This is a genomic window from Roseiterribacter gracilis (genome assembly GCA_018332375.1).
In the GTDB taxonomy this organism is placed as follows: domain Bacteria; phylum Pseudomonadota; class Alphaproteobacteria; order BOG-932; family Roseiterribacteraceae; genus Roseiterribacter; species Roseiterribacter gracilis.
In genome coordinates this window covers 1,689,840-1,715,018 of record BOPV01000001.1, presented here as the reverse complement: position 1 = coordinate 1,715,018, position 25,179 = coordinate 1,689,840, and the positions used below count along the sequence as shown (strand labels likewise).

The 25,179-nt window shown below is 64.2% G+C and carries 26 protein-coding genes; 13 read left to right on the top strand and 13 right to left on the bottom strand.

Features of this window, described 5'->3' with window-relative positions:
* The first annotated feature begins 131 nt into the window (after nucleotides 1-131).
* The 8 genes from TMPK1_RS08530 (at nucleotide 132) to TMPK1_RS08495 (ending at nucleotide 9,304) form a co-directional block, all read left to right on the top strand.
* Nucleotides 132-1,622: a leucyl aminopeptidase gene (locus tag TMPK1_RS08530; RefSeq protein WP_420242555.1), complete on the top strand. Its 1,491-nt coding sequence runs from the start codon at nucleotides 132-134 to the stop codon at nucleotides 1,620-1,622.
* Nucleotides 1,623-1,629: 7 nt separating this feature from the next.
* Nucleotides 1,630-3,810: a S9 family peptidase gene (locus tag TMPK1_RS08525; protein ID WP_420242554.1), complete on the top strand. Its 2,181-nt coding sequence runs from the start codon at nucleotides 1,630-1,632 to the stop codon at nucleotides 3,808-3,810.
* The gene (locus TMPK1_RS08520; protein WP_420242553.1) at nucleotides 3,795-4,259 is read left to right on the top strand and encodes a DNA polymerase III subunit chi; all 465 of its coding nucleotides are present in this window, start codon (nucleotides 3,795-3,797) and stop codon (nucleotides 4,257-4,259) included. The genes TMPK1_RS08525 and TMPK1_RS08520 overlap by 16 nt, the downstream gene beginning before the upstream one ends.
* Before the next feature lie 26 nt (nucleotides 4,260-4,285).
* Complete coding sequence (locus TMPK1_RS08515) at nucleotides 4,286-5,830, top strand: S10 family peptidase (protein ID WP_420242552.1); 1,545 nt, start codon at nucleotides 4,286-4,288, stop codon at nucleotides 5,828-5,830.
* Nucleotides 5,831-5,843: 13 nt separating this feature from the next.
* Nucleotides 5,844-6,500, top strand: coding sequence for a 2OG-Fe(II) oxygenase (locus TMPK1_RS08510; protein ID WP_420242551.1), 657 nt, complete (start codon nucleotides 5,844-5,846; stop codon nucleotides 6,498-6,500).
* Nucleotides 6,497-7,429, top strand: a complete 933-nt coding sequence (locus TMPK1_RS08505; protein ID WP_420242550.1) for a mitochondrial fission ELM1 family protein — start codon at nucleotides 6,497-6,499, stop codon at nucleotides 7,427-7,429. Before TMPK1_RS08510 ends, TMPK1_RS08505 begins: the two co-directional genes overlap by 4 nt.
* Nucleotides 7,426-8,028 (top strand): peptidylprolyl isomerase, encoded by a 603-nt coding sequence (locus tag TMPK1_RS08500; RefSeq protein WP_420242549.1) that lies wholly within the window; start codon nucleotides 7,426-7,428, stop codon nucleotides 8,026-8,028. The genes TMPK1_RS08505 and TMPK1_RS08500 overlap by 4 nt, the downstream gene beginning before the upstream one ends.
* Before the next feature lie 61 nt (nucleotides 8,029-8,089).
* Nucleotides 8,090-9,304 (top strand): threonine ammonia-lyase, encoded by a 1,215-nt coding sequence (locus TMPK1_RS08495; RefSeq protein ID WP_420242548.1) that lies wholly within the window; start codon nucleotides 8,090-8,092, stop codon nucleotides 9,302-9,304.
* A 4-nt stretch (nucleotides 9,305-9,308) separates the two neighbouring features.
* On the opposite strand, the gene TMPK1_RS08490 is transcribed toward TMPK1_RS08495, so the two are convergent.
* Together TMPK1_RS08490 and TMPK1_RS08485 are read right to left on the bottom strand one after the other, a co-directional pair.
* Complete coding sequence (locus tag TMPK1_RS08490; RefSeq protein WP_420242547.1) at nucleotides 9,309-10,163, bottom strand: hypothetical protein; 855 nt, start codon at nucleotides 10,161-10,163, stop codon at nucleotides 9,309-9,311.
* Between the two features lie 91 nt (nucleotides 10,164-10,254).
* The gene (locus TMPK1_RS08485) at nucleotides 10,255-10,740 is read right to left on the bottom strand and encodes an Lrp/AsnC ligand binding domain-containing protein (protein ID WP_420242546.1); all 486 of its coding nucleotides are present in this window, start codon (nucleotides 10,738-10,740) and stop codon (nucleotides 10,255-10,257) included.
* A 104-nt stretch (nucleotides 10,741-10,844) separates the two neighbouring features.
* Here TMPK1_RS08485 and putA point away from each other — a divergent pair, with 104 nt between their 5' ends.
* A complete protein-coding gene (putA, locus tag TMPK1_RS08480; RefSeq protein ID WP_420242545.1) occupies nucleotides 10,845-13,958 on the top strand; it encodes a bifunctional proline dehydrogenase/L-glutamate gamma-semialdehyde dehydrogenase PutA in 3,114 nt (1,037 codons plus the stop codon).
* Here putA and TMPK1_RS08475 read toward each other — a convergent pair whose 3' ends face one another.
* The 3 genes from TMPK1_RS08475 to TMPK1_RS08465 all read right to left on the bottom strand — a co-directional run bounded on the left by TMPK1_RS08475 (nucleotide 13,959) and on the right by TMPK1_RS08465 (nucleotide 15,093).
* A complete protein-coding gene (locus TMPK1_RS08475; protein ID WP_420242544.1) occupies nucleotides 13,959-14,135 on the bottom strand; it encodes a hypothetical protein in 177 nt (58 codons plus the stop codon).
* A gap of 114 nt (nucleotides 14,136-14,249) precedes the next feature.
* Nucleotides 14,250-14,774 (bottom strand): sigma-70 family RNA polymerase sigma factor, encoded by a 525-nt coding sequence (locus tag TMPK1_RS08470; RefSeq protein WP_420242543.1) that lies wholly within the window; start codon nucleotides 14,772-14,774, stop codon nucleotides 14,250-14,252.
* 130 nt (nucleotides 14,775-14,904) lie between these two features.
* Nucleotides 14,905-15,093, bottom strand: coding sequence for a hypothetical protein (locus tag TMPK1_RS08465; protein WP_420242542.1), 189 nt, complete (start codon nucleotides 15,091-15,093; stop codon nucleotides 14,905-14,907).
* A gap of 45 nt (nucleotides 15,094-15,138) precedes the next feature.
* Here TMPK1_RS08465 and TMPK1_RS08460 point away from each other — a divergent pair, with 45 nt between their 5' ends.
* Together TMPK1_RS08460 and TMPK1_RS08455 are read left to right on the top strand one after the other, a co-directional pair.
* Nucleotides 15,139-16,998, top strand: a complete 1,860-nt coding sequence (locus TMPK1_RS08460; protein WP_420242541.1) for a sensor histidine kinase — start codon at nucleotides 15,139-15,141, stop codon at nucleotides 16,996-16,998.
* A gap of 64 nt (nucleotides 16,999-17,062) precedes the next feature.
* On the top strand, nucleotides 17,063-17,440 hold the full coding sequence (locus tag TMPK1_RS08455) for a MerR family transcriptional regulator (protein ID WP_420242540.1): 378 nt from the start codon (nucleotides 17,063-17,065) through the stop codon (nucleotides 17,438-17,440).
* A gap of 104 nt (nucleotides 17,441-17,544) precedes the next feature.
* Here the strand turns inward: TMPK1_RS08455 and TMPK1_RS08450 are convergent, their stop codons facing one another.
* Together TMPK1_RS08450 and TMPK1_RS08445 are read right to left on the bottom strand one after the other, a co-directional pair.
* Nucleotides 17,545-17,976 carry a CBS domain-containing protein gene (locus TMPK1_RS08450; RefSeq protein WP_420242539.1) on the bottom strand — a complete coding sequence of 144 codons (432 nt, stop codon included), beginning with the start codon at nucleotides 17,974-17,976 and terminating at the stop codon, nucleotides 17,545-17,547.
* A 36-nt stretch (nucleotides 17,977-18,012) separates the two neighbouring features.
* A complete protein-coding gene (locus TMPK1_RS08445) occupies nucleotides 18,013-19,056 on the bottom strand; it encodes a lysine-2,3-aminomutase-like protein (RefSeq protein ID WP_420242538.1) in 1,044 nt (347 codons plus the stop codon).
* Nucleotides 19,057-19,123: 67 nt separating this feature from the next.
* Between TMPK1_RS08445 and TMPK1_RS08440 the strand changes: the two genes are divergently transcribed.
* On the top strand, nucleotides 19,124-19,840 hold the full coding sequence (locus TMPK1_RS08440) for a hypothetical protein (RefSeq protein WP_420242537.1): 717 nt from the start codon (nucleotides 19,124-19,126) through the stop codon (nucleotides 19,838-19,840).
* A 39-nt stretch (nucleotides 19,841-19,879) separates the two neighbouring features.
* Nucleotides 19,880-20,515, top strand: a complete 636-nt coding sequence (locus TMPK1_RS08435) for a hypothetical protein (RefSeq protein WP_420242536.1) — start codon at nucleotides 19,880-19,882, stop codon at nucleotides 20,513-20,515.
* Here the strand turns inward: TMPK1_RS08435 and ccmI are convergent.
* The 6 genes from ccmI to ccmD are packed head-to-tail and all read right to left on the bottom strand — an operon-like array spanning nucleotide 20,512 to nucleotide 25,140.
* Complete coding sequence (gene ccmI, locus TMPK1_RS08430) at nucleotides 20,512-21,540, bottom strand: c-type cytochrome biogenesis protein CcmI (RefSeq protein WP_420242535.1); 1,029 nt, start codon at nucleotides 21,538-21,540, stop codon at nucleotides 20,512-20,514. The two genes, TMPK1_RS08435 and ccmI, sit on opposite strands and share 4 nt — an antisense overlap.
* Nucleotides 21,537-21,986, bottom strand: a complete 450-nt coding sequence (locus TMPK1_RS08425) for a cytochrome c-type biogenesis protein (protein ID WP_420242534.1) — start codon at nucleotides 21,984-21,986, stop codon at nucleotides 21,537-21,539. The genes ccmI and TMPK1_RS08425 overlap by 4 nt, the downstream gene beginning before the upstream one ends.
* The gene (locus TMPK1_RS08420; protein WP_420242533.1) at nucleotides 21,983-22,543 is read right to left on the bottom strand and encodes a DsbE family thiol:disulfide interchange protein; all 561 of its coding nucleotides are present in this window, start codon (nucleotides 22,541-22,543) and stop codon (nucleotides 21,983-21,985) included. The genes TMPK1_RS08425 and TMPK1_RS08420 overlap by 4 nt, the downstream gene beginning before the upstream one ends.
* Nucleotides 22,536-24,530 (bottom strand): heme lyase CcmF/NrfE family subunit, encoded by a 1,995-nt coding sequence (locus TMPK1_RS08415; protein WP_420242532.1) that lies wholly within the window; start codon nucleotides 24,528-24,530, stop codon nucleotides 22,536-22,538. Before TMPK1_RS08415 ends, TMPK1_RS08420 begins: the two co-directional genes overlap by 8 nt.
* Nucleotides 24,527-24,982, bottom strand: a complete 456-nt coding sequence (gene ccmE, locus TMPK1_RS08410) for a cytochrome c maturation protein CcmE (RefSeq protein WP_420242531.1) — start codon at nucleotides 24,980-24,982, stop codon at nucleotides 24,527-24,529. Before ccmE ends, TMPK1_RS08415 begins: the two co-directional genes overlap by 4 nt.
* The gene (ccmD, locus tag TMPK1_RS08405; protein WP_420242530.1) at nucleotides 24,979-25,140 is read right to left on the bottom strand and encodes a heme exporter protein CcmD; all 162 of its coding nucleotides are present in this window, start codon (nucleotides 25,138-25,140) and stop codon (nucleotides 24,979-24,981) included. The genes ccmE and ccmD overlap by 4 nt, the downstream gene beginning before the upstream one ends.
* Between the last annotated feature and the right edge of the window lie 39 nt (nucleotides 25,141-25,179).

Below are 25,179 nucleotides of genomic sequence, written 5' to 3'. Positions count from 1 at the left end.
TTGACAGGCGAAGCTACGGCATCGTTCTTGGGCGGACAACCAGGTGGGACCGTGCGCCACAGCGATTGCGCTGGCAGATGTCGCGAGCCCGCTTTTTCGGCTGCAAACCGCTTTTCCATGTAGGGACTGGCATGAAGATCTCGTTTGTCGAACCGACCCTGCCCATTTCCGGTACGGTCGTGCTGGGCCTTGCTGATGCAGTCCCGTCGGGACAGGCCGCAGCGCTCGATCGCGCAGCCGGTGGCGCGCTTGGCCGCGCCATTCTGGTCGCGGGCTTCAAAGGCAAAAAAGACGAGACGCTGACTCTCACCGCACCGACCGGTGGGCTGAAGCTCGATCGCGTCGTGCTGATCGGACTGGGCGGCAAAGACATCGACAACGGCGCTTGGACCAATCTGGGGGGCAAGACCTACGCGACGCTCGCGTCGGCCCATGTCACCAAGGCGACGATCGCGCTGCCATTCCCGTCGCCCGAAGCCGCCGCATCGTTCGCGTTCGGCTTCAAGCTGCGTTCGTACAAGTTCGAAAAGTACAAGTCGGCGAAGAAGAAAGACGATCGCCCGTCGCCGCAGGCGATTGAAATCGCGGTCGCCAAATCGGCCGTCGCGAAAAAGTCATACGCCGCGCACGCCGCTGTTGCCGACGGTATTTTCCTGACTCGCGATCTGGTGACCGAGCCGCCGAACGTTCTCTATCCGAAGAGCTTCGCCGCGCGCGCCAAAGCTGCGCTCACGCCGCTCGGCGTGAAGGTCGAGATCCTCGGCGAAAAGGAAATGAAGAAGCTGGGCATGGGCGCGCTGCTCGGCGTTGCACAAGGCTCGGTGCAGGAACCGCAGCTTGTCGTGATGCAATGGAACGGCGCTGGCGGAACCGCGCGCACCAAAAAGAACAAGCCAGTCGCCTTCATCGGCAAAGGCGTGACGTTCGACTCGGGCGGCATCTCGCTGAAGCCGGGCGCCGGCATGTGGGACATGAAGTGGGATATGGGCGGCGCCGGCGTGGTGACCGGCCTGATGGCGGCGCTGGCCGGCCGCAAGGCCAAGGTCGACGCGATCGGCGTGATCGGCCTGGTCGAAAACATGCCCGACGCCAATGCGCAGCGTCCCGGTGACGTGGTGACGTCGATGTCGGGCCAGACGATCGAAGTGCTCAATACCGACGCCGAAGGCCGCCTCGTGCTGGCCGACGCGCTTTGGTACACGCAGAACCGTTTCAAGCCGTCGATGATGATCGATCTCGCGACCTTGACCGGCGCGGTGCTGATCGCGCTCGGCACCGAATATGCGGGCTTGATGGCGAACGACGACAAGCTCGCCGACGAATTGCTGGCCGCGGGCACGCGCACCGGCGAGTTGTTGTGGCGTCTGCCGCTGTCGGATGCGTTCGACAAGATGATCGATTGCGACGTTGCCGACATGAAGAACATTGCCGGCGAACGCCATGCAGGTTCGTCGATCGGCGGCCAATTCCTGGCGCGCTTCGTCAATGGCGTGCCGTGGGCGCATCTCGACATCGCCGGCACGACGTTCCTGCCGAAAGACAAGCCGCTGTCGCCAAAGGGCGCCACGGCCTACGGCGTGCGCCTGCTCAACGATTGGGTCGCGAATAAATTCGAACGCTGAGCACCGGATGAATTCACTGCCAATGCGCCAGCTTCGTCTTTTCACGGCGCTGTTTGGCGCGTTGGCGGTGACTCTTCCCGCAAGCGCGGCGGAGGATCCTGCCGCGTTCTTTCGCGACCTTGCGGCGACGCGCGGCTGGACGTTGGGCCGCGTCGTCAAGCCGGTTCCGACCGGCGACGCGATCCTGTTTCTGCGCGGCGGTCCGCGCGACGCCAAGCTGGCGCTCTATGAGCAAAAGGTCGGCGGCGGCGAGCGCGAAATCGCCAGCGCCCAGTCGTTGCTTGCGGGCGCCAACGAAGTTCTGTCCGAACAGGAAAAGTCGCGCCGCGAACGCCAGCGCATCTCGTTCTCGGGCCTGACCGATTTTCTGCTGAGCGACGACGCACGCACCATCGTGCTGCCTTTCTCGGGCAGGCTGTACACGGTTGATCGCACTAGCGGTGCGGTGCGCGCTTTGCCCGGCGAAGGCTGGATCGATCCGCGTCTGAGCGCGGACGGCAAGCAGATCGCGGCGGTAAAAGGCGGCGAGTTGTTCGTGCTGCCGGTGGTGGGCAAGGGGAAGCCGCGCAAGCTCACCAGCGGCGCGACCGCGACCGTCACCAACGGTCTGGCGGAATTCGTCGCACAAGAAGAGATGGATCGCAGCCGCGGCTTCTGGTGGTCGCCCGACGGCAAGCAGATCGCGTTCGAACGCGCTGACGTATCGAAAGTCGAACGTCGCTGGATTGGCGACCCGTTACGTCCCGAACGCGCGCCGGTCGAACAACGCTATCCGCGCCCGGGCGGCGCCAATGCCGACGTTGCGGTAGGCATCGTGTCGGTGGTCGGTGGCAAAGTCGTGTGGGCGCATTGGGACACGAAACGTTTTCCCTATCTGACGCGCGTCACCTGGATCGCACCGGGCAAGGTTGCGATTGCTGTCATGTCGCGCGACCAGAAAGACGCGCAGCTGTTGAGCGTCGACGCCAAGACCGGCAAGTCGTCGGTGTTGCTCAGCGAACATGACGATGCCTGGATCGAACTCGACGGATCGAAAGAGCTGCCGTTCTTTCTGCCCGACGGACGGTTCTTGTGGGCCAGCGATCGCGACGGGTCGAAACGCGTCGAGCTGCGCGGTGCCGACGGTTCGTTTCTGCGCGCGCTGACGCCGGCGAATTTCGGCGACGTGCGTGTGACCTCGGTCGACGCCGCGGGCGGCAGCTTCACCTTCACCGGCGGCAGCGACCTGCGTGCGACGTTGTTCTATCGCGGCACGTTGGATGGAGCGCTTCCGGTTGCGATCGACGGCGAGCCCGGCGTGCACCAGGTGCGCGTCAATGCCGGCTGGTTCGTCGACGCCAAGGAAACGGCGAGCGGCGTGCGCAGCGTCTATGCACGTGCGCTTGCAGGCGGCGGCAACGTCACGCTGACCGAACGAACCGAGACAGCGCCGAAGCTGCCGGAAATCACCTTCGAGAAAGCCGGTGACTATGACGCCGCGCTGGTCTACCCGCGCGATTTCGATCCGACCAAACGCTACCCGATCATTTTGTCGGTCTATGGTGGTCCGCATCACAAACAAGTGGTGTTGCGCCCGTCGCTCTATCGCGAACAACAATGGATGGCCGATCAAGGCTTCATCGTTGCGTTGGCCGACAATCACGGCACGCCGGGCGGTTCGCGCGATTGGCTGCGCGCCTATCAAGGCGACATGATCGGTGCGCCATTGCGTGATCAGATTTTCGCACTGCGGTTTCTGGCCGGCAAACATCCCGAAATGGACATGACGCGCGTCGCACCGATCGGCTGGTCGTTCGGCGGCTATTTCTCGGTGATGGCGGTGTTGCAGCGGCCCGACGTGTTTTCCTGCGCCGTCGCCGGTGCGCCGGTGGTCGACTGGCGCGATTACGACACGTTCTACACCGAGCGCTATATGGGCCTGCTGCCGCAGGACAAGGCTGCGTACGACAAGGGCTCGGCGCTGACCTATGCGGCCAAGCTGGAAAAGCCGCTGCTGATCGAACACGGCGTCACCGACGACAATGTCTATTTCCAGCATTCGTTGAAGCTGCAGCAGGCGCTGCTGGCCGCCAACCGGCCGCACGAACTGACCTTGCTGCCGGGCACGCACATGTTGAGCGACCCCAATCTCAAAACCGGCGAACGGTTGCGCGCGATCGAGTTTCTCAAACGGTGTTTGAAGCCGTGACCGACATTCGCTTCTACCATCTGCAGCGCGCGACCTTGGACGAGTTGCTTCCGGTCCTACTGGAAAAAGCGCGCGAGCGTGGCCACCGGATCGTGGTCAAGCTGGGCTCGGCCGAACGCGTCGCGTCGCTCGACACGCAGCTTTGGACCTACAGGCCGGAAAGCTTTCTCGCGCACGGCACCGCATCCGATGGCGAAGCCGACCGGCAGCCGATCTGGCTCACCACGGTCGACGAGAATCCCAACAGCGCCGATATGCTGGTGCTGGCCGATGGTGCCACCTGCGCCAAAGTCGATGGCTGGGCGGTCTTGTGTGACTTGTTCGACGGCAATGACGAAGAAGCAGTGGCGGCTGCGCGCAGCCGTTGGACGGCTTGGAAAACGGACGGGCATGCGCTGACCTATTGGCAGCAAGGCCCGCGCGGCTGGGAAAAGAAAGCCGCGACCTGAACCACAAAGATCTGGGAGCGCTGGCGATGAAGACGATCCTGACCTTGCTCACTGTGTTGCTTGCATTCGGCGCGGTGGCGCAGGAAGCACCCAAGCCGGACGCTGCTGCAGCCGCAGCGAAGAAAGACGAGACGCCGGCGCTGCCTGCGGACTCGCGCACCACCGGCCAGGTCACGGTCGGCGGCAAAGTGATCAAATACACCGCGATCGCCGGCGCGATGACGATGCGCGACGAGAAGGGTCAGCGTCGCGGCGACATGGGCTTCGTCGCCTATCTCGTCGACGGCAAGTCGCCATCCAAACGTCCGATCACCTTCGCGTTCAACGGTGGACCGGGTTCGGCCAGCGCGTGGCTGCATCTCGGCGTGTTGGGACCCAAGCGTCTCGCGTTCGGCAATGACGGTGACGTGCCGTCGAAATCGCCGGCGCTGATCGACAACCAGGAAACCTGGCTCGACTTCACCGACATCGTCTTCATCGATCCGATCGGCACCGGCTGGTCGCGTCCGGCGCAGGACACCGACGAAAACAAGAAAGCCTTCTGGGGCGTGCGCCAGGACATCGACTCGATGTCGAAATTCATCGCGCTGTGGCTGTCGAAATATCAGCGCCTGCAGTCGCCGAAATATCTCGCCGGCGAATCCTACGGTGGCTTCCGCGCGCCGCGCATCGCGTCGCATCTGCAAACCGTCGAAGGCGTCGGCGTGCAGGGCGTCGTGGTGATTTCGCCCGTCATCGATTTCGCGCTGTGGCGCGGCACGCGCAACACGCCGTTCGCCTATGTTGCGACCTTGCCTGCGATGGCTGCGGCGGCGATGGAAAAGACGACCGGCAAGGACGTGCAGGTCGATCAGCTTGCCGACGCCGAGAAATACGCAATGACCGACTATCTCGTCGATCTGATGCGCGGCCGGCAGGATCTGACCGCAGTCGACCGGATGAGCGACAAAGTCACCAAGCTCACCGGGTTGGATCCAGCCTTAGTCAAACGGTTGGGCGCGCGCATCGACAACAGCACCTTCGTGCGTGAGTTCCGTCGCGACAAAGGCGAGATCGGCAGCCGCTACGACGCCAGCGTCACCGCTTACGATCCGTACCCGTCATCGGCGGAACAGAATTGGGGTGACCCGATCCTGCAAGGCGCGGTGGCGCCGGTGACGAGTGCGATCGTCGACTACACCTCGAACGTCCTGAACTGGAAAGTCGAAGCGCCGTACCGCGTGCTGAACGGCGAAGTGAACCAGAAGTGGGAATGGAACCAGTCGGCGTTCGGCGGCGGCAACGCGGCCGATGCGAGCGAAGATCTGCGCAAGGCGCTGGCGCTCGATAAGAGCCTGAAAATGCTGATCGTGCACGGCGCCACCGATCTGGTGACGCCCTATATGGCCAGCCGCATGATCATCGACCAGATCCCGCCCTTCGGCGATCCGAACCGGGTCCGACTCAAAGTCTACCCGGGCGGACATATGTTCTATACCCGCGAGAACTCGCGCAAAGGTCTGCGCGATGACGTGCGCGGCCTATATCCCGACCCGGCTTCGGCCGATGCGGGTACGGCCAAACACGGGTGACACGAGGAATCTGATGTCTACGACGAGTTACCGCGCGGTCGATCTCGACGCGTTCGACCGCGCGCAGCCGGTGCATGATCCGTTCGATTTTCTGTACGTGCAGCACCTGGTGAAGCCGGATGCGCTGGCGCGCATCCGCGCGACGGCGGAAGTGCCGCCCGAACGCGGCAGCTGGCCGCTCGAACAGTTGAACGATCGCGAAGGCGCGTTGAAAGAGCTGCTCGACGAGCTGACCTCAGATGATTTCGCGCGGCGTCTCGGCACCAAGCTCAATGCCGACATTGTCGGCAAGCCGACCATGGTGACGATCCGCGGTCGCGTCGAAGCCAAGGACGGGTCGATCCATACCGACTCGCTCGACAAGATCGTGACCGTGCTCGTCTATCTGAACGAAGCTTGGCCGCACACGGGCGGGCGTCTGCGGATGTTGCGCGACAAGAACGATCTGGATTCGACGTTGCTGGAAATCGAACCGGTCGGCGGCAACATGATTGCGTTCCGCCGCAGCGACAATTCCTGGCACGGCCACTATCCTGCCGACGCGCCGCGCTTTGCCTTTCAGCTCAATTGGATCACCGACGTCGCGGCGCGCGATCACGAGATGAAGCGCCATCGCCGCTCGGCTTGGTTGAAGCGGCTGAAGTCGCGCCTGTTCCCGCGCACCACTTGAAGCGCGTCCTCATTCTCACCGACGGCAAGCAGGGCCTGCGCAACCAGGCGCTGGGTCTTGCCGAAGCTGTCGGATTCACCGCCGATACGATCGACGAGCGCGTTGTCGAGCGCAGCGGCTGGCTGCGTGCGCTCGTTTCGCTGGTGCGGCCCGACAAGAAGCTGTTCGAAGAGCTGAAGCTCACCTTGCCGTGGCCCGAGCTGATCATCGCAGCCGGTCATGCGGCGTTTCCGGTCGCAGCCCGGCTGCAGCGCGTCAGCACGGTCGTGGCGGTGCAGAATCCCGGCTTCGGCTATGACCGGTTCGATCTTGTCGTGGTCGGCGTGCATGACGGTGTCGCGCCGCGTTCGAACGTCGTGGTCATTGACGGCGCCTGCCATCGCGTCGTGCCGGACAAGATTGCGCTGCTGCGCGATGCGGCGCGTGCGCGGTTCGGCGGCGGCAAGATTGCCTCCGTGTTGATCGGCGGTCCCAACAAGCGGTTTCGCTTCGACGAGAGCGTCGCGCGCGATCTGGGCGCGCAGCTGCGCGGGCTGGCAGAGGCGGGATGGAATGTGCGCGCGACCGCGTCGCGCCGAACGCCCATCGCTACCTTGCGCGCGCTGCAGGACGCAGCCGGACCCGACGTCTGGTTGTGGGACGGGACGGGCGAGAATCCCTATTTCGATCTGCTGGCTGCGGCCGACGCGTTGCTGGTGACGTCGGACTCGATTTCGATGGTGTCGGAAGCGGCGTCGCTGGGTCGTCCGGTCTATCTCGCACGCCTGCCGGGCAATCCCGGAAAATATGGCGCCTTTCTCGACCATGTCGTTGCGCGCGGTTCGGCGCGTTGGTTCGACGGAACGCTGGACGACTACGCGCAAGTGAAGTTGGATTTCGCGCCGGCAATCTGGGCCGTGCAGGCCAAGGTGAAGAAGAGGACGGGATGAAAGCTCTTGTTGCCGCATTGTTGTTCGCCGCCACCACCGCGTCGGCGCAGAACCAGCAACCCAACGCGCGCGTCGAGATTCACACCGACGCCGGCAAGATCCGCATTGTTCTCGACGCGCTGCACGCACCGATCACCAGTTGCAACTTCCTGCGCTATGTGCGAGCGGGCGCCTATAATGGCGGGCTGTTCTATCGCACGGTGCACAAAACCAGCACCAAGATCAGCCCGGTTCCGATCGAAGTCATTCAGGCCGGCGCGCGCAAGGAAGCCGAGAACTGGTTCGGGCCGATCGCGCTTGAGACCACGCAGAAGACCGGATTGCACCATCACGCCGGTGCCATTTCGATGGCACGCAGCGATCCCAACAGCGCGACGTCGAGCTTCTTCATTGTGGTCGAAGATTCCGTCGCGCTGGATTTCGGCGGGATGCGCAATACCGACGGGCAGGGATTTGCCGCCTTCGGCTCGGTCATCGACGGCATGGACGTGGTGCGTGCGATCCATGCGTCGCCCGACCAGGGCGAGGCGATCGTCCAGCCGGTCAAGATGAACAGCGTCACCTTGATCGATCCCTGGCCCAAAAATTGCGGCAACTGAACAAGAGCCATGCGGCGCGGACGCTTTCCTGTCCGGTAGGGTCCAGCTAGGGTCGCGCGCCATGCCGGTCACCATCGACGATATCCGCGCCGCCGCTCAGCGTATCCAGGGGCAAGTGCTTCGCACGCCCTTGGACAAGGCCCAGACGCTTTCGACCCTGCTGGGTTGCGAGCTGTGGCTCAAATACGAGACGCAGCAATTCACCGCCTCGTTCAAGGAACGCGGCGCGCTGAACAAATTGCTGAGCCTGAGCGACGATGAACGCAAACGCGGCGTGATCGCCATGTCGGCGGGCAATCACGCGCAAGGCGTCGCCTATAACGCGTCACGCCTGGGCATCGATTGCACCATCGTCATGCCCAAGGGCACGCCCTACGGCAAAGTGCGCAACACCGAGGCACTTGGTGCCAAGGTCGTGCTCGACGGCGAGACGATCGAAGAAGCGCGGGCAATTGCCGAACGGCTACAGCAAGAACGCAACCTCGTGTTCGTGCATCCGTTCGACGACGATGCGATCATTGCCGGCCAGGGCACGATCGGCCTCGAAATGCTCGAACAGGTGCCGACGCTCGACACGCTGGTGGTGCCGATCGGCGGCGGTGGCCTGATTGCGGGCATTGCGGTCGCGGCCAAGGCGATCAAGCCCGAGATCGAAATCATCGGCGTGGAAAGCGATCACTTTCCGTCGATGAAAAACGAACTTGACCATCTCGACCTGCCCACGGGCGGCACGACGATCGCGGAAGGCATCGCGGTCGGCAAAGCCGGTGTACGCACAACCGCGATCGCGCGCGAATTGGTTTCTGACATTGTGCTGGTCGATGAAATTCGGCTCGAACGCGCGATCTGCATGTTGCTCGATATCGAAAAGACGGTCGTCGAAGGCGCTGGCGCGGCCGGGCTGGCTGCGATTCTGACGCAGCCCGAGCGGTTCAAGGGCAAGCGCGTCGGCACGTTGTTGTGCGGCGGCAATATCGACCCGCGCCTGCTGGCGTCGATCATTCTGCGCGAGTTGGTGCGCGAAGGCCGGGTTGCGACCTTGCGCATCGAAATTCCCGATCGTCCGGGCCTGCTGGCAAAAATCGCGACGTTGCTCGGTGACGCCGGCGCCAACATCGTCGAAGTGCGCCACGATCGCCTGACATCGCAAATGTCGGCCAAGACGACCGGCCTCGACGTGATGATCGAGTCACGCGACTGGGCACACACCCAAGCGATCAAAGCGGTCGTGGAAGAAGCGGGTTACCCGACGCAGATCCTGCCGGGTCACCGCTGACCAGCTAGACCGAGATCCGCACCGCCGGAATTGCGACCGGAACCACCGGTACCGCCAAGACCGAGCGTTCGGCAGAAGCGACGCTGCGATCGACGCTGCTGACTGTGTTCAGTGCAGCTACAAATACAGCAGGCGAGCCCTTTGCGTGCTTCGCGTGGTCTTTGTGCTTCGCGTCTTCGATGATGCCGCGCAGCTGTGCCAGCATGTTCTTCGCTTCCTGAAAGAAAGCGCGATCCTGTTCGCGGTCCGCGGCGCGTTGCGCCAAGACGCCGGCACGATCGGTTGTGGCGGTCGGGGTGCTTGGCGTCGTCGCGGTTGCTTGCGCGTCGCTTTGTGTCGCGCCGCCTGTCGTCGCGGCGGCAGCGTCGGTGCTGCCGGGCGCTGCTGCTTCTGCGGTTGCAACCGCCGCTTCGCCGCCGGCATTCGCCGTGTTGGTCGCGCTGCGATCGTCGCCACCGCTGGTCGATGCGTCGCCACCGCTATACGCAAGTTTGCTGTCGTCGATCGGCGACGCGCCGTCGGTTGCGGCGCTGGCGTAGGAACTCACCGCCGATGCGATCTCGCGCGCCAAGGCCGCGGCCTGTCGCGCCATCGCTTTCGAACTGCCGCCGAACATCCGCAACATGCGCAGCTGTTCTTTCAGCCGCGCCAGCTTCTGGGCTGCGATTTCCTTGGTCTGTTTTTTGACGTCGACCTTCGCCAATTCCAGCTTGTTGATCGCATCGATCGACTGTTTCGAACGTTCGTCGAACAGGGCAATCGTCTGGGCTGAATTGGGATCGTCGCCTTGGGTCTGCTGAATGATCTTGCGCACCGTTGCGGTACGCTGCAGCAGCGCCTGGGTGATTGCGCTCACCATCGAACTACTCCGCTTCTCGCGTTCATCGATCCGTTTCTTGGATCTGCAGCGACCTTACACGAAATTGGCGCGCCGATCACGCGTCTGTTGTTCAGAGTGTTAGGGCAACCTCGGTGCTGCGTTTGACCTGCTCCATCACCATGTAGGTATGGGTTTCGCGCACGCCCGGCAGCGTCGACAGGCCGGCGCCCAAAAACCGCCGATACGCGTCCATGTCCGCGACACGCACCTTGAGCAGATAGTCGAATCCACCCGCCACCATGTGGCATTCGACAATGGCAGGTTCGCCATTGGCCGCTTTGGCAAAGCGTTCGAACACGTCGGGCGTGGTGCGATCGAGCGAGATCTGCACGAAGGCCAACAGGCCCGCTTCCAACCGGTCGGGATTCAGCACCGCAACATAGCCGTCGATGAACCCATCGCGTTCCAGCCGCCGGACCCGTTCCAGGCAGGGCGTCGGGGACAGGTGGATCTTCTCGGCTAGGTCGACATTCGAGATCCGGCCGTCCTTCTGCAGCACCTGCAGGATCCGCCGGTCGATCGCATCCAGGTCTTTCAGGGTCCGTTTGGTGCGCATGCGAAGGGTCCCAGCAGATTATCCCGTCAGATGGCCCGGATCAGGGCCAGTTCAGTGGGATATCCTGCTGGCTTCTTGGTAGCTGTCCAGATGAATCCACCAAGATGGCTGCGATGACCCTCAGCTTCGACCACGACCCGCTTCGCGACGAGATCCGCCGGACCCATCGCCAGGATGAGGGGGCCGCCATCGCCCGGCTGCTCCAGGCGGTCTCGGCCGACGACACCGCCCGGTCGCGCATCCGCCGCACCGCCGCCGAGCTGATCCAGGCGCTGCGCACCGACGATTCCCATGTCGGCCAGGTCGACGCGCTGATGCGCGAATACGACCTGTCGAGCGAAGAGGGCGTCGTGTTGATGACCTTGGCCGAGGCGTTGCTGCGCATTCCCGACGCAGCGACGCGCGACCTGCTGATCCGCGACAAGTTGAGCGACGCCGATTTCGACAAGCATGTCGGCCAGTCGGATTCGACCTTCGTCAATCTGTCGAGCTGGGCGTTGGCGCTGACTGGACGCGCGATGCGCGCGACCGATGGGGCCGGCGCGTGGAAGCGCATGATCAGCCGCGTCGGCGAACCGGTGGTGCGCCAGGCGATGCTGCAGGCGATGCGCGTGTTGGGCTCGCATTTCGTATTGGGCGAAACCATCGACGAAGCGTTGGTGCGTGCGCGCGACAACGAGAAAAAGAATTACCGCCACAGCTACGACATGCTGGGCGAAGCAGCACGCACCGACGAAGACGCCAAGCGCTATCTTCTGTCGTATCACGCAGCGATTGCGGCGATCGGCAAGGAAGCAGCGGGCCGCGGGCCGATCATCAGCCCGGGCATCTCGATCAAACTGTCGGCGCTGCATCCGCGCTACGAGCTGCGCCAGCGCGCACGTACGTTGGATGAATTGTTTCCACGCGTGCTCGAACTCGCCGAGGCGGCCAAGCGCGTCAATATTGGGTGCACGATCGACGCCGAAGAAGCCGATCGTCTTGACCTGTCGCTGGATTTGATCGGCCGTTTGATCGACGCGCCCAGCTTGAAAGGCTGGGACGGGTTGGGCTTGGCGGTACAGGCCTATTCGAAGCGCGCGCTGCCCGTGCTTGACTGGCTGATCGAGCGCACGGCGCGCGCCAATCGTCGGTTGATGGTGCGGCTGGTCAAAGGTGCGTACTGGGACACCGAGATCAAACGGGCCCAAGAACAAGGGCTCGACAATTATCCGGTCTTCACGCGCAAAGTCGCAACCGACCTGTCCTACATCGCGGCGGCCGAAAAGATTCTGAAAGCGGGCGAACATCTGTACGGCCAGTTCGCCACGCACAATGCCTATACGGTTGCAGCGATCCGCGAATTGGCGGGCAATCGCAGCGACTATGAATTCCAGCGCCTGCACGGCATGGGCGAAGGTCTGTATGCGCGCATTGTCGGACCTGACTCTTGGGGCATCGCCTGTCGCGTCTATGCCCCGGTCGGCACGCACCGCGATCTGCTCGCCTATCTCGTGCGGCGTCTGCTGGAAAACGGCGCCAACAGCTCGTTCGTCAATCAGATCGCCGACCCGGCCGTGCCGGTCGACACGCTGACGCGCGATCCCGCCGAAGCGATTGCAGCCGCAGCACCGTCGCGTATTCCGCTTCCAGCCCAGCTCTACGCGCCCGAACGCGTCAATTCGAAAGGCATTGATTTGGGAGATCCATTGTCGGTCGAAGCCTTGCAGGCTTCGCTACGCAGCGTGCCGCGCGACGGCCATGTTGCTCGTCCGTTGATCGACGGACGTGCGTTGAACGGCGGCACGGTGCGCGAACTTGCGACGCCACAAGATCGCCGCGACAAAGTCGGCCTGGCCTACGAAGCGACCAAGGCCGACGTGACGCACGCAGTCGACGCGGCCGTCAAGGCGCAACCGGATTGGGATGCGATCGGCGTCGAAGCGCGTGCGCGCATTCTGCAGCGCGCTGCCGATCTGTTCGAAGAAGATCGCGCCGCGATGTTGGCGCTGTGCGTGCGCGAAGCGGGCAAGACGATTCCCGCCGCCATCGCCGAGCTGCGCGAAGCGGTCGACTTTCTGCGCTATTACGCAGCGATCGCGCCGTCGGCCTTGGGGCGGCATGCGCTGCCGGGGCCGACCGGCGAAACCAACGAGTTGTCGCATCACGGCCGCGGCGTCTTCGCTTGCATCTCGCCGTGGAATTTTCCGCTGGCGATTTTCACCGGCCAGGTTGCGGCTGCGTTGATCGCGGGCAATGCGGTGGTCGCGAAACCGGCCGAACAAACGCCGCTGATTGCAGCCCGCGCAGTTGCGCTGTTGCATCAGGCGGGCGTGCCGGTTGGTGCGCTGTCCTTGTTGCCCGGCGACGGCGAGCAAGTCGGTGCGCCGCTGGTTGCCGATCCGCGCATCGCCGGCGTGTGCTTCACCGGCTCGACCCAGGTGGCGCGCGCGATCAACCGGCAGCTTGCGGGACGCGACGGTGCGATCGCGACTTTGATCGCAGAGACGGGCGGTCTCAACGCGATGATCGTCGACAGTTCAGCCTTGCTCGAACAGGTGGTTGGCGACGTGCTTGTGTCGGCGTTCGACAGTGCCGGCCAACGTTGTTCGGCACTGCGCATGCTGTACGTGCAGGAAGACGTCTACGAGTCGTGCAAGGACATGCTGACCGGCGCGATGGCCGAGTTGACGGTGGGCGATCCCGCCGACCTCGCGACCGATTGCGGGCCGGTGATCGATGACGACGCGTTGAAGCTGTTGGAACTCCATGCGACGCGCATGCCGACGGCCTTTGCATCGGCACCGATCAATTGCGACGCGACCGCCCATGGCAGCTTCTTCGCGCCGCGCGCAGTTGCGGTCACTGGCGTGTCGGATTTGCCGGGCGAAGTGTTCGGCCCGTTCCTGCATGTCGCGCCCTACAAGGCCGACCGGTTGGAAGGCGTGCTCGATGCGATCACCGCGACCGGCTACGGGCTGACGTTGGGATTGCAGACGCGCATCGACGAAACCGTCGATCGCGTGCGCGGTCACGCCAAGGTCGGAAATTTCTACGTCAATCGCACCGTCATTGGTGCGGTTGTCGGAACCCAGCCATTTGGCGGCGAAGGTCTGTCGGGCACCGGTCCGAAAGCGGGTGGGCCGAATTATCTCGCGCGCTTCGCGACCGAGCGGACGGTGACGATCAACACGACGGCGGCGGGCGGCAATGCCAGCCTGATGGCCACCGCGGAATAGCTAATGGGTACGTAACGCGAGCAGCAGCTCGTCTTTGGTCATGCGCGACGCGCCGATGATGTCGCGCATCCGCGCCCGCTCATACAGCTCCGCGCGGGTCGGGCCGCCGAGCATGGGAGTGCGCGCCGGTTTTTTCAGGCGGGATTTGCGATCGGGTTTTGCCACCGTTTTGGCCATGGATCTCTCCGGGCAGGTGGATGACGCCAGACATGCTTCGGGCGCCGCGGTAGGAGGTCCTACCGAAACGGCGCCCGGGCAAAGGTCGTTCCGCGTCGAAATTAGGCAGCCGGATTAGGCAGCGGGCTGCATGTAGGTCGTGATGGCGGTGCGGGCCCGGAACAGGCGCGAACGCACCGTGCCGATCGGCACGCCCAGACGTTCGGCGGCCTCTTCGTACTTCATGCCGTCGACGGCGATCAGGCGCAGCACTTCCTGCTGCTCGGCCGGCAGGCCGCGGCAAGCTTTCGAGACGCTCATCAGATCCAGGCGGATCGCCTGCCGCGGCTGGTCGCCCAGCTCGTACATCCGGTCGTCGAGGCTTTCGCACTGCGGCCGGCGGCGCGTGTAGCGGTGATGCGAAATGAAATTCGACCGCAGGATCGCCATCAGCCAGGCGCGCATATTGGTACCGGGCTGCCACTGCGCGATCTTGGCGACGGCGCGGGCCAGCGTGTCCTGGACCAGGTCTTCGGCAAGCTCGTTGTCGCGGGCGAGGTAGCGGGCAAAGCGACGCAAAGACGGGATTTCCGTCAGAATCAGCGCCGTCGTCTCTTTGTCGAGGGTCCCACCGCCGGTAGTCGCTTGTACCGTTTCCATCCTGGATCCCCATTTCGATTATTGGTGCGCTGCCAATCCGAACCCACGACTCAAACTGTTGTTCCGCACACGTCGGGAAAATTTACGCCGCCCTGTAAGCGCGGCTTTTCACCGCCGGAATTTGAGAAATTCACGCTTCTGCAAGGGGTTGCTTGAAGGATGCGGCCATGTGCGCCGCCTCCACGCGCGCGACGCCGTCGCGCAAAACCGGCACAACGCACCAGATGCGTCGCAGCATCCGGCGTGGGTGGCGAGCGTTGGCGCCGACGAGGATTTTTGCACCGCGGGAGTTGCCTTTACCCGCGAGCCATGTCGGCATGGCTGACAATTGATTCCATTTCGGCCGCGAGCGCTCGCCCAAGACATGCCGACCCGCTTCGGTCGTTCCAAGTTTAGTCGTGCATTGCGCGGCCTTTTGGCCGCGAGCCGACTGCCGTGGCTGATCGCGGCCTTGGGCGCGACCATGTTGCTGCCCTTGGTCGGCGTGATGCTGCACTTCGCCGAATTCGAAAAGGACGCCGCCATCAAAGGCGCGTTCGACGATGCAGCGCTGATGGCCGAGCGCGGTGCCGAACGGCAGCGCGACATTATCGATGCTGCATCGAACCTGCTGACCGTGCTGTCGCGCCTGCCGCAAGTGCGTGAAGCAGCCAGCGATGTCGCGGCCTGCAGTGCGATGCTGTCGGCCACGTCATCGCTCTATCCGTGGATCAGCTCGATCTTCATCAACGATCCGAACGGCGAGCAGGTCTGCGTCAACGACCCGACGATCAAGATCGGCAATATTGGCGATCGCGCCTATTTCAAACGCGCGCTGGAAGACAAGCAGCTGGTCGTGTCGGATTTGCTGACAGGCCGTGCGTCGCGCGCGCCGCGGATCTTCGCCGCGATGCCGATGCTGAACGACAAGGTCGAAGTGTCGGGCGTGATTGGCATCGGAATCGACGTCACCGCGATGACGCAAGTCCTGTCGATCGACATTACCAACGACGACGACACGATGGCGGTGTTGCTGGACGGGCAGGGACGTCTGTTGGCGCGTGCGCCGGCGGGCGGCGCGATGGTCGGCGACGATTACAGCGACCGGCCGCTCTACCAGGCCGTCAAAGAACGCCGCAGCGGCACCGCTGAATTGCCGGCGCTGGATGGCAGCGAGCGTTTGTTCGGCTGGCGCCGTGTCGGCGATTCCAGCGCCATTCTCGCGGTCGGCATTTTGAAGTCCGACATTGTCGCGCGCGTCAATCAGCTTCTGTATCGGCGCATGGTCGAGATCGGCGTTGCGGTGTTGATCGTCAGCGCGATTGGTCTGCTCGGCGGTGAGCTGCTTGTGTTTGGACCGCTGCGCGAGCTGACGCGCACCGCCAAGCGCCTCGGTGCCGGCGATTCCTCGTCACGCGTGCGGTTGCCGATTGCGGTCGGCGAGATGATCCAGCTCGGCCACGCCTTCAATCGCATGGCGGCAGATCTGGGCGAACGGCAAGCCAAGCTGATCAAAGCCGACCGAGCGAAGAGCGAATTTCTCGCCAATATGAGTCACGAGCTGCGCACGCCGCTGAATTCGGTGATCGGCTTTGCCGAAATCATCGGCAGCCAGGCGATGGGCCCGGTCGGCGACGCGTCTTACGTCGAATATGCCGAACATATCCGCGAGAGCGGCCGGCATCTGTTGGGACTCATCAACGACATTCTCGACCTGTCGAAGGTCGAAGCCGGCCGCATGGAGTTGATCGAAGACACGGTCGATTTCGGCGCCACCATCCGCAGCGCCGTCGGCATGATGCAGGACCAGGCCGAGAAAGCCGGCGTGCAGTTGCATTGCACCGTGCCGAAACGGCCGATTGCGGTGCGCGCTGACTCGCAACGCTTGCGGCAAGTCGTGCTGAACCTGATTTCGAACGCGATCAAATTCACCGACGCGGGCGGACGTGTGACGGCCGAGATCGCAATCGATGCCGAAAGCCGTCCGACCTTGACGATCGAAGACACCGGCATCGGCATCGCCGCCGACGATCTGCCGCGCGTGATGGAAGTGTTCGGCCAAGTACAGACGCAGTTGAACCGCACGCGTTCGGGCACCGGCATCGGGCTGCCGCTGACCAAGCGTCTGGTCGAAATGCACGGCGGTACGTTGGACCTGACCAGCCAGCCCGGCGTCGGCACCACGGTCACGGTCCGCTTCCCCGCCTCGCGCCTACTCGACGCCTCGACCCAGCTGGTCGCCTGACCAGATCGCGCGTTGCGCATGGGGACTTGACCTGGAGCGCGCTCCAGCCGCTACACCTGCGTTCATGAAAATCGGAACGTTGGCGGCGCGCAGCGGAATCTCTGTCGATACGCTGCGCTACTACGAGAAAATCGGTCTGTTGCCCAAGGTCGACCGCGACTCCGGCGGACGACGTGCCTATGGCGAAACCGATCTTTCTTGGATCGAATTCCTACTCAAGCTCAAAGCCACCAGCATGCCGATGCGCGATCGCATCGAATATGCGCGGCTGCGCGCCGAAGGTGCGCATACCGCATCGGCCCGGCGCGAGATCCTGGAACGGCATCGTGAGGCGCTGTTGGCGCGCCGCGCCGAACTCGACGCGTGCATCGAGCTGATGGATCGCAAAATCACGATGTACGAGGCGCTCGAAAACCAGACCGACGAGCTGCCCTGTATGTAATTCCCTGCGAAAGCAGGGATCCATCGGGACGATGCTGCGATGTTCGCGCGTCGATGTCGGCGATCGAAGCGGCGTCTGACTGGGCCCCTGCTTTCGCAGGGGACTCAACCACCAGCGATATACGCGCGGAGCTGGGTGGTTTCGCTTTCGAGTTCGCTGAGGCGCGATTTGACGGCGTCGCCGATCGACACGATGCCGATCAGCTTGCCGTTTTCCAGCACCGGCAAATGGCGGAAGCGGCCGCGGGTCATGGTCTCCATCACCTGGGTCAGCGCCATCTCGGGCGCGCAGGTGATGACGTCCTTGGTCATGATCTCTTTGACCTGACGATCGAGCAGCGACGTGCCGTGGCTGTGCATCGCATGGACCAAGTCGCGTTCGGACAGGATCCCGTCGACCTTCTCGCCGTCGCCGGACACGACCACGGCGCCGATGCGCCGCTGGCTGAGTAGAGCGATCGCGTCGCGCAGCGAGGATTCCGGCCGGATCGTAATCACGCCGCCCGACTTGCCCTTGAGCATCGCCCGTACCGTCATGCCGGTCCCTCCGTCGTGCCTGTGTCCTGCGAACAGTCAATCACGATCAGGGTTCGGCGGGTAAGGGTGAGATTGGCCCCAAGGATCCTCGATTGTGCCATTCGGCCCCTGATAGTCGGGTCCGACCGGGACCTTTCCGTGCCCGCCTGGCAGGTCCAGCACGTAGGTCGGCTGCGCTAGCCCCGATAGCCGGCCGCGCAACGTGCGGAGCAAAGCCCGGCCGCGGTCGAGCGGCAGGCGAAAGCGGGACGTGCCCGGGGCCAGGTCGGGATGGTGCAGGTAGTAGGGTTTGACCCTGCATTCGACCAAGCTGCGGAACAGTTCTTCCAACGTGTCGGCGTCGTCATTCACGCCGCGCAGCAGAACGGTCTGCGCGATCAGCGGCAGCCCCGCGTCGGCAAGACGCGCAAGCGCAGCGCGCGCTTCAATCGTCAGTTCGCGTGCGTGATTGGTGTGAACGCCGACCCAGACCGGCGTTGGCGCGCGCAACGCTGCAACCATGTCGGCATCGACGCGCGCGGGATCAACAATCGGTACGCGCGTATGAATGCGGATCGTCTTTACATGCTCGATCGCATCGAGCCGCGTGATCAGATCGCGCATGCGCCGCGGCGACAGCAGCAACGGATCGCCGCCTGTCAGGATCACTTCCCAGATCGATTTGTGCGACGCGATATATGCAAGCGCCGCAACGATTTCCTCGTCGGTCAGCGCACGCGCGCCAGGACCGACCGTCTCGCGGCGAAAGCAGAACCGGCAATAGACCGCGCAAGCATGGATCGGCTTGAGCAACACGCGGTCAGGGTAGCGGTGGATCACGCCCGGTACTTTTTCGTGCACCGAATCGCCGATCGGATCGGCGAGCTCGTCCGGCGTCGTGATCAGCTCATCCGACGAAGGGACGAATTGCAGCGCAATCGGATCTCTTGCCGGATCGGCGTCGTGTTCGATCGCCGCAACAACCACCGGTGTAATCGCAACTGCATAACGCGAAGCGACTGTGTCCAGTTTGCTACGATCTGACGGCCGGATTAGGCCTGCCTGCGCAAGGCCGGCGATGGAACGGATTGTTTTTGTCATGACTGGTGAAACTGACGCTTGACGGTTTGCATCGCGGAGCGCGGAATCTATCAGACCGAGGTCTGATATGCCCGCGTCCATCTTCTTAGCTACTGCCACCGCCGCCGCACTGGCCGGCTGCCCCGCCCCCGAAGCGCCGATTGTCGACGTGACAAGCGAAGTATCGGGCGTCGAAATCGTGCGTCGCACCCCCCGCGAAATGGAGGGGCTGTACGACGTTGCCGCGACCATGGCGCGCCGGGTCCACCCGGTCGGCCTGACCCACGGCGATACGCATCTCGACAGCACCTACACGTTCCTCGCCGTGCCGACCAAGAACGGCCAAGTCTGTTTGTGGCCCAAGCGGATTCAGGTCCGGGTCGAAACCGCGTCGATCGTGTCGGTGTCGAAAGATGTCGGTCGCAATACCTGCGAATGGCATGCGGTGCTCGAACACGAAATGCGGCATGTCGAAGCCGATCGCATGACGGCATGGCGTGCGACCTTCCAGATCCGCGACAAGATGCGCGAAGCGGCGATCGGCTATGGCCCGTTCAACCGCGCCGACATGGCCGACGCCAAGCTCAAGCTGATCGCAACGTTGGAAGCGTCGCTGAAAGTCGCGAGCGACCAGATGTACGCGGCGCGCGACAAAGCGCAGGACGCGGTCGATAGCGAAGAGGAATATGCGCGCGTCGCATCGCGCTGCACCTTCCCCGACGTCTTCGTGGTGAATGGCGCCACCGCGCGCGGCGCGCTGCTCAAGAACTCGCTGCCCAGCGCGACCTTCGTGCGTAGCGACTGACGTCTGGCCGCGGCGGGGCGTACGGCCTATGTCGTACCCATGTCTGCTTCGTTGTTGCTCGTCGCTGCACTGGCCTGTCCGGCCGCGACCGAACCGCCGAAAATCGAAATCGAGCTGATCCGCAACGAGCCCGCGATCCGCCGCGATCTCAACGTGCTGCAACTGTCGCGCAAGAAGGCCGGGGTCGGCGCGCCCACCTTGGTGCCGCGCAGGACGGTCGGCCTGACCGAAGGAAGGATCCGCGTCGAGCCGCGTATCTTCACCGAAACGCTGACCAGCGCGGGCGACGCCTGTTTGCGTCCGACCTCGGTGCACATCGAGATGCGCGTCGAAAACACGATCTATGTCGCGCGCGAATTCACCGACCGTCCGTGCCACACCGAGCAAATCCTGCGCCACGAGCGCGAGCATGTTGCGATCGACCGGCGGCTCGCTGAAGCAAGCGTCGATGAATATCGCGTCGCCGCCGAAGCGGCGTTGGCGCAGATTGGTGTCGTCGGCCCGGTTCCGTCGCGCAATCTGGCGGCGTCGGTCGAGCGCATGCGCAGCACGATCAACTTCGCCTTGCAGGTCGTGACCAAACGTTTGTTCGAACGGCGCGAAGCAGCACAGAATGCGTTCGACACGCCGGAAGAATATGCACGGGTCGCAGCCGCGTGCGGACGCAAGCTTTAGCGCAGCGCCGCGCGCGCTTCTTCGTCGTCCGGGCGCAATGCAGCCAGTTTCGCAAAGGCAGCGCGCGCCGCATCGGTGCGCCCCATCGTGCGATAGGCGCGCGCCAGTTTGCGCCAGCCTTCGACATCGTCGGGCGTCGTTTCCAGCCGCGCCGCCAGGCGCGCCACCATCGATTCAATGAACGCCTGTTGCTGCTCGCCGCTCATGCCCGCAACTGCGGCGACGTCAGCGTCGGTGGGGCCGCGCAACGTTGCAAGGCGTGACTGCACCATCGGTGCCCAGGCGGCGTTCGGCTCACTTGCCAACAACGCGTCGAGCGCAGCCAGCGCGCCGTCACGATCGCCTTGCTGCAATTTCCGTTCGGCCAGCCAAAAGCGCGATGTCGGATGGGCTGGTGCGCGCAGCAGAAGATTGGCGCTGACCTCGTCGACGCGCCCATCGGCAGCCAGCACACGCGCCTCGGCCTGCGCCAGCGCAACCGACGGATCGTCGGGCAGAAGCTTCGCCGCTTCGGCAAAGGCGTTTTCCGACCGGTCGTAGCGGCCCAATCGCTTCATCGTTTCGCCGACCAGCAACCAGCCTTGCGCGTCGGGCTCGATCATCAGCCGCGTTTCCAACCGTTCAGCCGCTGCAATGGCGCGCGCTGCTTCGGGCGGCATATCGTCTTGGGGCAGATCGGGCACGCCGACGAATAGATACAGACCCAGCGCCGCAATCGGCACCAAGGCAGTCAGTACCATCGCGGCAACCCGGCGCGGCGGGGTTGCGTCGGGTGCGGTGTCGTCGGCGGCGGCGCTGGCCAGCAGGCGCCGTCCGATTTCGGCGCGCGCCGCTTCGGCTTCGTCCGCACCGATCGCGCCGCTTGCGAGATCGTGCGCAACTTCGTCGAGCTGGGCGCGATGGACGCGTTGCGCGTGTCGTGCCGCTGGTTCGACGCGCACCATCGCGCGCGACGCCAGCGGTGCCGTCAGCAGCGCGACGGACAGCGCGGTCGCAACCGCTGCCACCAACCAGAAGACGATCATAGATCGCGCTCCAGGGCGGCAAGCCGGCGCGCTTCCTCCGGCGTCAGCGGCGCCGGTTCGGCCGGCCGCACGCGACGCGCGCGCAGCGCAAGCGCGATGATCGCGATCAGCAGCAAGCCGGGCGGGCCGAACCACAGCGGCGCGGTCGACGCATTCAGCGGCGGCTGCAGCAGCACGAAGTCGCCGTAGCGTTGCCGCACCCAGGCGATGACGGCTTCGTCATCGTCGCCGGCGCGGATCCGTTCGCGCACCGCCAGGCGCAGATCGCGCGCGATGTCGGCGTTGGAACTGTCGATCGACTCGTTCTGACAGACGACGCAGCGCAGCTGGCGCGAGATTTCGCGGGCGCGTTTTTCCTGCTGCGGATCTTTCAACTGCTCGCTTGGCTCGACCGCGAAGGCGGGCAGGGCAAGCAGCAGCAACAGGAGCAACAAAAGTCGCTTCACTGCTCGTTCTTCAGCTTGGCCAGCAAGGGCAGGATCTTGTCGGCGACGTCGCGTTCCAGCAGCGGCCCGACATGGCGGAAACGCACGATGCCTTTGGCGTCGATCACGAAGGTTTCGGGCACGCCGGTCAGGCCGAATTCGATGCCGGTGGCGCCGGCGCGGTCGACACCGACTTGCGCGAACGGATTGCCCAGCTCGGCCAGGAATTTTGCCGACGCCATCGGATCGTCTTTGTAGGCGATGCCGATCACGACCGCTTTCTTCGACGCAGCGACGCGCATCAAAGTCGGGTGCTCGGCACGGCACGGTGTGCACCAGGAGGCGAAGAAATTGACCAGCGTGATCTGGCCCCTAAGCGAAGCGCTGCTTAAGATATGCTTGTCGCTGCTCGGCCCCGGCGTGCCGTCGAGACTCGCCAGCGCAAAATTCGGCACCGGCTTGCCGATCAGCACCGACGCGATGCGGCTGGGATCGTCGCCGCGCAGCAGCGGCGTCACGAAGCGGAACAACAGCACCGCCAGCAGCAGCGCCGGCAGCAGATAGAGAAGTCTACGCATCGGCAGCGACCACGTTGGCGGCCACCTTGCCGGGCGTACTGGCGCGCGGCGCACCGACGCGCAGCCGGCGATCGGCCAGCGACAGCAATCCACCCGCAACCATCACGATGGCGCCGCCCCAGATCCACGGCACGAACGGATGGTGCCAGACGCGCACGACGGTGCCGTTGCCGTCAGGCTCGCCGATCACGACGTAGAGATCAGCCAGGCCGGTGGTGCGGATCGCGGCTTCGGTCGTGGTCGTGCGTTGCGACGGGTAGAAGCGGCGCTCCGGCGTCATCGTGCCGAGACCGTCGCCGTTGCCGCGCTGTAGACGAAACGCACCGCGCTCGGCGACGTAATTCGCGCCCGGTTCTTTGTGCACGCCGTCGAAGGTCAGCGTGTAGCCCGCAATCTCGACTTTCTCGCCGACCTGCATCGTCAGCACGCGTTCGCTCTGCCACAGCGCCGATCCCGTCATGCCGACGACGGCAATGCCAAGCCCGGCGTGCGCGATGGCGGCGCCGATGGCGCTGCGCGGCAGATTGGCGAAGCGTGCGCTGCTCGACGACAGCGGAACGCGGAACAGACGGACGCGCTCGGCAAGATCGGTGGCGGCGCCGACGATCGTCCAGGCGCCAAGCCCGAACCCGACCAGCGCCAACCACGGCCCGCCGCCCTGCACGTACCAAGTCAGCGAAGCGACGATGAGCAGCGCCAGCAGCGCCACCCACAAACGTTGCAGCGCGGCTGCAAGATCGCCGCGCTTCCAGGCCAGCAACGGCCCTGCGGCCATCGCAACCAACAACCCGACCATCAGCGGCGTGAAGCTACGCAGATAGTAGGGCGGGCCGACCGAGACCGAACGGCCCTGCGTCGCGTCGAGAAACAGCGGGTAGAGCGTGCCGACAAACACCGTGGCGCACGCCGTGGTCAGCAGCAGGTTGTTCAGCACCAACGCGCCTTCGCGGCTGATCGGACGAAACAACCCGCCCAGTTTCAACTGCGGTGCGCGCCAGGCGTACAACGTCAGCGCGCCGCCGACCGTCAGCGCCAATAGCACCAGCACGAACACGCCGCGCGCGGGATCGACCGCGAAGGCATGCACGCTCGACAACACGCCCGATCGCACCAGGAAGGTGCCGACCAGCGACAGCGCGAACGTCAGAATGGCCAGCAGCACGGTCCAGCTTTTCAACGCGTCGCGCTTTTCGACCACGACGGCGGAATGCAGCAGCGCCGTGCCCGACAACCACGGCATCAGGCTGGCGTTTTCAACTGGATCCCAGAACCACCAGCCGCCCCAGCCAAGTTCGTAATAGGCCCACCACGAACCAAGCGCGATGCCCAAGGTCAGACAGCACCAGGCCGCCAGCGTCCACGGCCGCACCCAACGTGCCCACGCGGGATCGACGCGGCCTTCGAGCAGCGCGGCAATTGCGAACGAAAACGCGACCGAGAAACCGACATAGCCGAGATAAAGAAACGGCGGATGCGCGGCGAGCGCGGGGTCCTGCAAAATCGGATTGAGGTCGTTGCCTTCGAACGGCACCGGAAACATCCGCGCCAGCGGGTTCGACGCCAGCACGACGAACAAGACGAAGCCGATGCCGATCAGTCCCTGCACGCCGACGACGCGCGCGCGCAACGTTGCAGGCAATTGGCGGCCGCGGAGTGCGACCGCAGCACCGAACGCAGCCAACACCAGGATCCACAACAGCATCGAGCCTTCGTGGTTTCCCCACGCGCCGGCCAGCTTGTAGAGCATCGGTTTCAAGCGATGCCCGTTCTCGGAAACGTTGCGCACGCTGAAATCGTCCTGCGCATGCGACCACAGCAGAACGCCGAACGCGAAAGCGAGCGATCCCGCTTGCAACGATGCGGCACGCGCGCCGGCCGCCATAAAACGTGCATCGATGCGATGCGCGCCGACCAGCGACAGGATCGCCTGCGCGATGGCGGCGATCAGCGCCAGGGACAGCGCGAACTGACCCAGCTCGGCGATCACTTCAGCAAGGTTCCGGTCGAATGTTGTTGTTCGCCATCTGCCTTCTTCATCGACTTGGCGATTTCGGGCGGCATGTAGCGTTCGTCATGCTTGGCGAGAATGGTGCGCGCGTTGAACTGGCTTTCGCCCGCCAACATGCCTTCGGCGACGACGCCCTGGCCTTCGCGAAACAGATCCGGCAACGCGCCTTTGTAGGTCACGTCGATCGTGCGTGCCGTGTCGGTGACGCGAAATTTGGTGACACCGTCGGGCAGCTTCTGCACCGAACCTTGTTCGACCATGCCGCCGAGGCGAATGGCGCGGCCGGGTGCGGGCTTGTTCGCGGCGATGTCGGTCGGGCTGTAGAAAAACACCAGCTCGTCCTGGAATGCGGTCAGCACCAGCGCAGTCGCAACGCCGAGACCGGTCAGCGCCAGGAGCAGCGTGTAGAGACGGCGACGCTTGCGGGTCATGTGCGCTCGACGTCGGCGAGCGCGCTGCGCGCGGCGCGACGGGCGCGCTGCGCGGCCAGCGCCAGCCCGCCCAAAATCACCAGCGCCAGGCCCCAGGCGGGCCAGACATAGAGGGCGTAGCCGCCCATTTCGAAGAACTCACGCACGCGGTCGGTCATGACCGCGCTGGATTAGCACGCGGCCCTTCATCCGCGGAG